This window comes from Brasilonema sp. UFV-L1, assembly GCF_012912105.1.
In the GTDB taxonomy this organism is placed as follows: domain Bacteria; phylum Cyanobacteriota; class Cyanobacteriia; order Cyanobacteriales; family Nostocaceae; genus Brasilonema.
On the sequence record NZ_QMEA01000007.1, the window covers coordinates 126,933 to 136,612 of the forward strand.

At 41.2% G+C, this 9,680-nt stretch carries 6 protein-coding genes; 2 read left to right on the forward strand and 4 right to left on the reverse strand.

Features of this window, described 5'->3' with window-relative positions; translation table 11 throughout:
• Window positions 1-373: 373 nt before the first annotated feature.
• Window positions 374-3,934, forward strand: coding sequence for an NB-ARC domain-containing protein (locus DP117_RS04295; RefSeq protein WP_169217094.1), 3,561 nt, complete (start codon window positions 374-376; stop codon window positions 3,932-3,934).
• Between the two features lie 25 nt (window positions 3,935-3,959).
• Window positions 3,960-5,369 carry a hypothetical protein gene (locus tag DP117_RS04300; protein ID WP_211175902.1) on the forward strand — a complete coding sequence of 470 codons (1,410 nt, stop codon included), beginning with the start codon at window positions 3,960-3,962 and terminating at the stop codon, window positions 5,367-5,369.
• Between the two features lie 39 nt (window positions 5,370-5,408).
• Here DP117_RS04300 and DP117_RS04305 read toward each other — a convergent pair whose 3' ends face one another.
• From DP117_RS04305 to DP117_RS35305, 4 genes are all read right to left on the reverse strand, one after another.
• Window positions 5,409-6,914, reverse strand: a complete 1,506-nt coding sequence (locus tag DP117_RS04305) for an Ig-like domain-containing protein (RefSeq protein WP_169217095.1) — start codon at window positions 6,912-6,914, stop codon at window positions 5,409-5,411.
• 85 nt (window positions 6,915-6,999) lie between these two features.
• Window positions 7,000-7,767, reverse strand: coding sequence for a TIGR03943 family protein (locus DP117_RS04310; protein ID WP_169217096.1), 768 nt, complete (start codon window positions 7,765-7,767; stop codon window positions 7,000-7,002).
• A gap of 300 nt (window positions 7,768-8,067) precedes the next feature.
• Window positions 8,068-9,135, reverse strand: coding sequence for a permease (locus tag DP117_RS04315; RefSeq protein WP_169217097.1), 1,068 nt, complete (start codon window positions 9,133-9,135; stop codon window positions 8,068-8,070).
• Between the two features lie 302 nt (window positions 9,136-9,437).
• On the reverse strand, window positions 9,438-9,680 hold a 243-nt coding region (locus tag DP117_RS35305), incomplete at its 5' end, for a hypothetical protein (RefSeq protein WP_211175903.1).

Below are 9,680 nucleotides of genomic sequence, written 5' to 3' on the forward strand. Positions count from 1 at the left end.
TCCTCGTTCACACCAAATTTAGTCAACCGTTGTCTACCTATATTTATACTTTATATTTATCAAGCTTGTCAATTATTGTATAGCCATTTTGGATAACTTGATAACTCAGAAGTATGATTGAGAGTGTGATTGTTTTTATCTAGTGGACTTGAGCTATGAGTCTGGAAATAGATTTCCGGGCGAAATGCTTGCAATGTTCCTACTGACAAGACAGTTTCCCTAAAAAATGAGAGTGTATCTATCTACTTGCACAATAGTTATCCAATAGATTGCAGAACAGTCAGGTTCTACATAGAATAGCTAAGGGTAACTAATCCCTCACACTACATATCACATAATTATTAACTCTCGTCTACTGGAGTGATTCACCCTTATGGCTGATATTCCCGAAAGTTTATTGAGAGTGGTGATGAGCGAACATAATGTGTCTGAAGCTGAGCAAGGCGCTTTAATCCTAGCTTTAGGTGGTCAGACAGCAGAGTCGATAGCTACCACTCTTAAAATTAGTGCGCCAGCAGTCCGTAAGCGACTTGGTTCGGTTTATCAAAAGTTTGGTATTGCTGGAGGTACCCCAGGAAAATTAGAGATCTTGAAAAATCTCTTACAACAGAGATACCAGTTATTAGCAGCCGCAACTGCCCAATCTCAACATGATTTTGGAGAAGCACCTGATGTCCCCGTTTTCTTTGGACGCAAATCAGAGTTAGACACGCTAAAACAATGGATTGTCAAAGAACGCTGCCGATTGGTGGCGATATTGGGCATGGGGGGAATAGGCAAAACGACTCTGTGTGTCAAGTTAGTTCAGGAAATTCAGGATCAATTTGAGTATATTGTTTGGCGATCGCTACGCAATGCTCCCTCTATCAAAGACATTTTTGCAGACTTGATCAAGTTTTTATCTGACAACAATGAAACAAACACTGATTTAGAGGATACAGGGGTTGGAATTTCGCAACTGATTGCGTGTTTGCGGAAACACCGCTGTTTGCTGGTACTTGATAATGCAGAGTCAATTTTACTGGAGGGTCAGCAGGCTGGATATTATCGAAAAGGATACGAAGGATACGGAGAACTTTTTAGACAACTTGGCGAAGTACCTCATCAAAGCTGCTTAATTTTAACGAGTCGGGAGAGTTTTAAAGAAATTTCACTCTTGGAAGGAGACAATTTCAAAGTCCAAATATTGCAATTAACTGGTTTAGATAATGTAGAAGCAAAGAGAATCTTTACTGGAAAAGGGGATTTTTCAGGAACAGAAGAAGATTGGGGAAACTTAATCAATCACTATGCTGGTAATCCCTTAGCATTAAAGATAGTTGCCACAACGATTCACGAGGTATTTGGTGGGAATATTTCTGAGTTTATCAGGCAGGGCACAGCAGTTTTTGTCGGTAATATTCGGAATATTTTAGACCAACAATATGAGCGGCTGTCAAACTTAGAAAAAGATATTTTATACTGGCTAGCAATCAATATCAAGCCGACTTCCTTATCAGAGTTACAAGAAGATATTATTTCAAACTTATCAAACTTAGAATTAATAGAAGCTCTGGAATCTCTCAGGCGACGCTCGCTTATTGATAACGAAAAAGGTTCAGCAAAGTTCACATTACAACCTGTGGTTATGGAGTATATGATTAATCACTTCATCAAACAGGTTTGTGATGAAATTCTTTCAAACATCACTTCTGAAAGAATTTCTCTTTTCAAAAGCCATGCATTATTCAAAGCTCAAACAGAAGCAAAAATCAGAAATACTCAAGTTCGTTTCATTCTTGCTCCAATAGCAGACAAACTTATCAATACTTTTGGTAACAAGAATCATATTAAGGAACATTTACTTCAAATTCTCTCAGTGCTGCAAAAAGAAACACCTCTGAAAATCGGGTATGCGGGTGGAAATGTGATTAATTTACTTTGTCACCTGGGAATTAATTTAAGCGGATGCGATTTTTCAAAATTAAAGATTTGGCAAGCATACCTTGCAGGTGTGAATTTGCATAATGTGAACTTTGCTGACTCTGATTTATCTAAGTCTATATTTACTGGCATATTGCATAGTATTTTGTCACTAGCATTTAACCCAATGAAGGGAGAGATTTTAGCGACAGGTGATGCTGATGGTAGAGTGAGCTTATGGCAAGTCACGTATGGCAAACAGCTTTTTAGCTGGAAGGCACACACTAACTGGATAAGATGTATTGCCTTTAGTCCTGATGGTAAAATACTCGTTACTAGTAGCGATGACCATAGTGTGAAACTATGGGATGTTGAAAACCAAAAATACCTCAAAACTTTTGAAGAGCATACCAATTGGGTGAGGTCAGTTGCCTTTAGTCCTCTAAATAATATCTTTGCTAGCGGCAGTAGTGACCAAACTGTCAGACTCTGGGATATTCATACCCATCAAAGCTTAAAAGTTTTAAGGGGACACAACTATTTTGTACAATCTGTTGCCTTTAGTCCTGATGGTCAAATACTAGCCAGTAGTAGTGCTGACCAAACTATACGCATATGGGATGTAAACACAGGAAAATGCTTGAACATCCTTGAAGGACATACCAAGTTGGTGAAGTGTGTTGCTTTCAAACCATCTGATATGACAAGCAAGACGTCTGTCGTACTTGCTAGTGGTAGTGCTGACCAAACTATACGCATATGGGATGTAAACACGGGAAAATGCTTGAACATCCTTGAAGGACATACCAAGTTGGTGCAGTGTGTTGCTTTCAGTCCCAGTGGTCGAACACTTGCTAGTGGTAGTGCTGACCAAACAGTACGATTGTGGGATGTGAAAGGCGGCAAATGTTTGAATATTTTTCAAGGACATATTAATTCAGTCAGGTCTGTGGCATTTAGTTTTGATGGAAAAACACTTGTTAGCAGTGGCTATGACAAAACCGTAAGGTTTTGGGATATGGATACTCGTAACTGCATCCAAATCTTGCAAGGATACAGCAATTGGGTACACGATCTAGCCCTTAGTCCTGATGGAAAGACGCTTGCAAGCAGCAGTGATGATAAAGCTATACGATTTTGGGATATCGATACTGGTCAATGTATTCAAACTTTGGAAGAACAAGCCAGTCGCATATGGTCGATAGCTTTCAGCCCAGATGGTCAAATTCTAGCTAGTGGTGGTGATGACCAAGCGATATCTCTTTGGGATGTATCTGCTGGCAAACCTCTGAAAACTTTACCAAATACAGATCGTGTACGGTCGATAGCTTTCAGCCCAGATGGTCAAACTTTGGCGAGTGGAAGTGTTGATCAACGCGTAAGGCTTTGGAATATTCGTACCAGTCAATGCTTTGAAACTTTAGAAGGACATAACAACTGGGTACAGTCTGTGACCTTTAGTCCGGATGGTGAAATTTTAGCTAGCGGTAGCGACGATAAAACAATACGGCTATGGAATGTCCATACAGGTGAATGTATTCGCACTTTAACAGGACATACCATGCGGATATCATCTGTGGCTTTTAGTTCGGATAGTCAAACTCTGATAAGTGGCAGTAATGATAAAACTGTGAGGCTTTGGGATGTCAGTTCTGGACAGTGCCTCAAAATTTTCAACACTCAAGATGAGGTGCTATCAGTTGCTTTGAGTCCTCAAGATCGGATTCTTGCTAGCGCCGGTCTTAACCAGACAATTGAGATTTGGGATGTGACCACAGGTCAACGCCTCTTAAGTTTAACAGGACATAACAATGGAGTGCTATCTGTTGTTTTCAGCCCAGATGGTCAAAACCTATATAGCGGTTCACAGGATGGGTCAGTTAAACAGTGGAATGTAAAAACCGGCGAATGCCTGCAAACTTTAGTAGCAACAAGACCTTATGAAGGAATGAACATAAATGGCGTTATTGGTCTGACTGAATCACAAAAAGAGACATTGAAAGAGTTGGGAGCGGTCGAAATTAAACCGTAGACTATTATACTATGGTTTTCAGCAAATGCCACAAGTTAAATCTAGAAAAATCCGTTTCTATGGAGCTAAAGACATAGATCAGCTCCCCCAGCTCCAACAACTGTCACCAACAGACCGCATGGCAATGAAAGCAGTTGCCCAAGTTCTCCCTTTCCGTGTAAACAACTATGTGGTAGAGGAGCTTATTGATTGGGAGAACGTTCCTGATGATCCAATCTTTCGTCTGACTTTTCCTCAAGGAGAAATGTTGAGTGCCGAAAATCTGGACAAATTGATTTGGTATCTGAATAATTCTGCACCAGAAGACCTGAATCAGGTTGTCAGTGGGATTCGTTCTCACCTCAACCCTCATCCAGCAGGGCAAGTTGAATACAATGTTCCTACTCTTAATGGCAATCGCGTTCCAGGGATTCAACACAAATATCCCGAAACAGTGCTCATTTTTCCCACAGCTGGTCAAACCTGTCATGCCTACTGTACATTTTGCTTTCGCTGGCCTCAGTTTGTGGGAATGGACAGTGTGAAATTTGCGACTCGTGAATCGGGACTTTTCCAAGACTATCTCCGCCAGCACAAAGAAGTAACAGATGTTTTAATTACTGGAGGAGATCCTATGACTATGAAAGCTAGGCATCTTTCTCTGTATATCGAGCCTCTTCTAGGTTCTGGCTTTGAACATATCCAGACTATCCGCATTGGAACTAAATCAGTCGCTTATTGGCCCTATCGATTTGTGAGTGATGAGGATGCTGATGATGTCCTGCGTCTATTTGAGAAGGTGACTCTTGCAGGTAAGCATCTTGCCATTATGGGACACTACGACCACTGGAAAGAAATTGAAACCGAAATTGCTCAAGAGGCTATTAGGCGCATCCGTTCAACAGGGGCACAGATTCGCACCCAAGGACCACTTATGCGTGGGATTAATGATTCAACAGAGGTGTGGATTCGGATGTGGCGGGAGCAAGTTCGCTTAGGTTGCGTTCCTTACTATATGTTTATGGAACGAGACACGGGGGCAAAACACTATTTTGAAGTTCCAATAATTCGGGCTTGGGAGATTTTTCAGCAAGCGATTCAAAAGGTGTCTGGGTTAGCCCGAACTGTTAGAGGTCCTGTGATGTCAGCCTTACCAGGTAAAATTCTTGTGGATGGTGTTGCTGAGATTTTTGGCGAGAAGGTGTTTGTGCTTTCTTTCCTTCAAGGACGCAATCCTGACTGGTGTAAACGTCCGTTTTTTGCTCGATATAACGATAAAGCAAGTTGGTTAACTGAATTGACTCCTGCACTGGGAGAACAAGAGTTTTTTTATGAGAAGCAATTAGAGAAAATTCTTCAAGAAAGAAAGTACTTTGAGAAACCAGCCCAGCACGATAGCAGCAAGTCCAAACCGGAGGGGCACTGCCGACCTTCCTATGTCGTTGGTGTGTCGTAAGTGGACAGTACCCACCCTACGTTGGATTTGCCAACTAGTCTAGGGCAACCAACGAGGATGAAATCCGACTATTGGAAGCTGTTGTGGCTTAATTTCATATATCGCAGCCGGATCTGAAATGGGCAGCAAGGGCATTAACCACAAGCTACTGCTCGCAATTGGCTGTCCGTCATCAGTGACTAACATATTTGCTTGTGGTGATTCAGGAAGGATTGTCTGTGGTACAACTTGATCAAATAACAACCCCAAACCATCAGGTGCTAAACTCATTTGTACATTCCGTTGGTCGGGGGGCAATGCTAGCAGTGGTTTCTGTTGCATGCTTTTGAGGTCAATTGCTACTAAATATGGCTGTTCCTGATAAAGTTCCCCTGGTAAAAGCTGTGTTAGCAAACAGTAGATGGTAGGTGAGGCAGTATCAAACTGGCAGCTCAGAATTGAGCCTTTGGTGCGTAACAGTTGTCTTTGAACGCCTTGGTTCGTCGTCACCAAAACGAGTTCTCGCGTATAGTCTGTATTAAACCTCACCATCGCCGCTTGTGACCCATCTTTAGAGAAAGCTTGCACTAAGCCAAACTGCGGCAGAAAATCTAAAGGTTTGCTGGCGTCTGGTTGGAGAGGTAATATTGCTGCTCCCTGTCCTTGCGCAACTGCTACAGCTTTGCTATCCGGTGTAATAATGAAGTCTCCTCCTGGTTGACTTTTTAGACGTTTTGGAGTATATTTTTCCTGAGAATTTTTGTTATTTACAGGCATAAACCATAACCCAAAGTCGCCCGGATCATCTTTTTTTCCTCGTTGGACAACAAGAGTTTGTCCATCTGGCGATAAGTCAAATTTCAGATTTTGATATTCTTTGTTATCCAGAAGCAAATCAACTCTACCTAGTGGTTCTGCTTGTTTTTCAGATTGTGCAGAAATACCTGTTGTGACAGTGTAAAGCACAGTTGAGAGTAGGTCTTGGTTTCCGACTTTGCGAGCAGAAAAGAGAATTTTCTCTCCATTTGGAAAGGGCTTAAAATCCATGACAAGCAAGTCTTTCGGGGTGAGTACCATTTTTCGTTCTTGGGTGAGGTTGTAAAGAACTAATCGCCCCTTGTCTTGTTGATCTGCTCCAATGTAAAGAATAATGCGATCGCGTGTGTGGAAACTTCCTGTAAAAGGTTGTATCTGTCTATTTTTTCCTTCTTTTTCCGAAAATTTATCTCTTGCGCCCTGCAACTGCACTTTGTACGTTGTTCCATAGGGGGCTGGTGTCATCAGTGTGTAAGCCATCCGCCGTCCTGCCCAACTCACTTTACCTGCTAAGGGCGGATCAATTTTTATATTTTCTTCTACGCTTTTTGCGTCCATTGGGCGACTGAAGGTGAGGGTGAAGGAGGTTTCATCTGCTCCAATTCGTTGATTTTGCCAGCTAAAATGACGCACACTCGGCTTAACTGCATCACCCTGTAACATCAATAGCCCAATGAGCAGACTGAGAATAAGCATCAGTCCGATTGCAACACGATCTACTGGTTGGAAAAAAGTTTTACTGGTGGTCATTATTATCAGTTATCGGTTATCAGTTATCAGTTATCAGTTATCAGTTATCAGTTATCACTGTGTACTGTTTACTGTTGACTGACAACTAGTAAGTATATGGATTTTTGGGTTGAGGAATTTTCTTCAAGGAAGTTGCATCAATGGTCAGTTGACGTTTATTTGCTAGATTTTCTGTCACCATTTGTCCTTCGATTTCCAACCAAGTATCGGGTGGGTATTGATCACGAGTCTGTTTCAGTTTTACGGGTAATCCTACGGGATAGGCATCCGCAGCACAACAAGTGATGACAAATCGTGCTAAGAACAAATGTTCTTGTCCTAAATCTGGTGGATGGATGACAAATCCCTGAACCTTGACTTTTTGTCCTGTATATGCGTCTGGCTCTGGGTAAACATTGAGCGTACGTACCCAATCTACCAGTGTTCGCTCTTCTGGACGAACAGAAGCGCGAAATGCTTGGGGTTGGGCGCGTGTTGCTCCTACTAAATCTGTCACACCTCGCTGAAGTGCTGTTTGACTGGCAAAAACGCGGGGTGTAATGATGAGTCCTAGGATTGCAGTTGTTAACAGTAAAGTACTGCTCCAACCAGGTGGAAATAAAGTTAGGTGCTGTACATTTGGGGTAATCTCATGACGCCGCTGCAAAAGTTGTTTTGTTTTGAACAAACCAATAGTGATTAAACCAATGGCACCTAAAATTGCTAACCAAAAGTAGTCGGGGTGAATTAACAAGTTTAACTTGTTAGTTAGCCAGTATTTCAGGATTAAAATTCCCCAGGCTGTGATTGCTAAAACATCTAGCCAAGGTAATATTTTTTTGAGGCGGTTTTTAGATTTTGTTTTTGGAGTCATTAGTTATGAAGTTATTATTCATTAGTCATTTAAAAAAAATAAATAAATCATGACTAGAACACTAATTCACTCATCCTAAAAACCCAGTTTATGTTGCCAGGAAAACCAAAACTTTGTTGGCTCAACTAGAATAAACCGGGTTTTTAGTCACAATTATGAATACTGAATCGGCGTTCTGCTAAAGCACGACAGAAATTACTATACAACAGTTCGTCAGAAGTCAAAATCCATGATTGATAAGCGTTTCTCTCTTCTGAATTATGAAGGATGATTCTGACGGATTGTACTAGTAACACTTTTTTAAATGACGTGTAAGTTGATGAAGAGGGTGAATAAAAATGTTAATTGTCCTGCTAAAACAAAAAAGTAGATGACTGCCCTTGGTTTAAAAATAGATAACAATAAACCAATGCCTTTGATATCAATCATTGGTCCAAATACCAGAAAAGCTAATAAAGAACCACTGGTAAAAGTTGAGGCAAAAGACAAAGCAAAAAATGAATCCACTGTAGAACAAATTGACACCACTGCGGCTAATATCATCATCGCAGTGATGGAGGTAATTGGACCTGCTCCTAAACTCATGATCAATTCACGGGGAGCTAGTATTTGAATAGCCGCAGCAATGGCGCTTCCTATAACCAACACCGCACCTAATTCACGCAATTCTTGCACACAATTATCGACTAATAATCGCAGTTTATCTGAGAAAGGTTTACTTGAACTGGAAGCTGCTATATTTGCTTGCAGACCACTAGCATTCACAGCATCCATCCGCATGGTTTGTCCTGCTTGTCCTCCTAGCAAATATGTTCCAGATTGTAGCAGAGTAGGTACCGTTGTCTCCTGCTGTTGGACGAATTGAGTTCTGGTGCGGCGTTTGGGTTCTGGCTGTGCAGGTGGGTTATATTTCAAATAACGAGCGATCGCTGGTTGTACTATTGCAGCTAAGTCTTTTTGAAAACTGAAAATAAAACCGATAATAACTGCGATCGATAGAGAAAATACGACTCGTAACACCACGATTTCGGGTTGATCGCGAAATGCTGTCCAAGTTGCCCAAATGACGATGGGGTTAACTGTCGGTGCTGCTAGCAAAAAGCCAATGGCTACTGGTAGAGGGACTCCTTGCATCAGCAACCGTCGTGCTACTGGTACGTTACCGCATTCACAAACAGGAAATAAAAAGCCCACGAGACTACCGAATAATGCACCCAGAAAGGGATTTTTGGGCATTTTTCCCACGAGTTTATGCTCATCAACAAAAAACAGCAGCAAACTAGAGAACAAAACCCCAAGCAATAAGAAAGGTATCGCCTCGACTAGCAAACTAAGAAAAAGAGTGAAACCATTGTTCAGTTGATTCATGTGCGTCGCTGAGCAAAGCGGTGTTGAGTTTTCAGATTGTACCAAGTCATTTTATCGAGATTAGTCTTCCTCATAGGTAGTAACAATTCAATAACACTCAAGTAACAAAATTTTTTTATGCTAATTACGCTTTTTTGTCCAGCCAATCTTCGGTTAAGCAGGAGTTATTAGGAATTAGCTGTTCCACATAGCTGTATATACTTGCCTCCGTATGTTCGGACGAGCCGTAGTATCTAGATTGTTACACTCAAGAATTAGTTCCAATTTGAGAGAGTCAGCATCTACTTGCACAATTGTAATTACTAGATTTTTCTAGTAATAGTTAATTTGTTTGATATTATGTTAACTTCTGCCCATTGTTGTAAAGGATTTACAGTTTTTAAATATTTGAGCATTGCTTTGGAAGATGTTTTAAAAGTGGTGTGGTCATAAGTACTCATCCTGAACTGCGTATACCAGAACACATGAAAATTGGGAGTTAGGGGAGTCGGGGGTTGGGCTAATAAAGCGCGAAAAACTGCGGTGCCTCCGGAAAAATCGCCCCA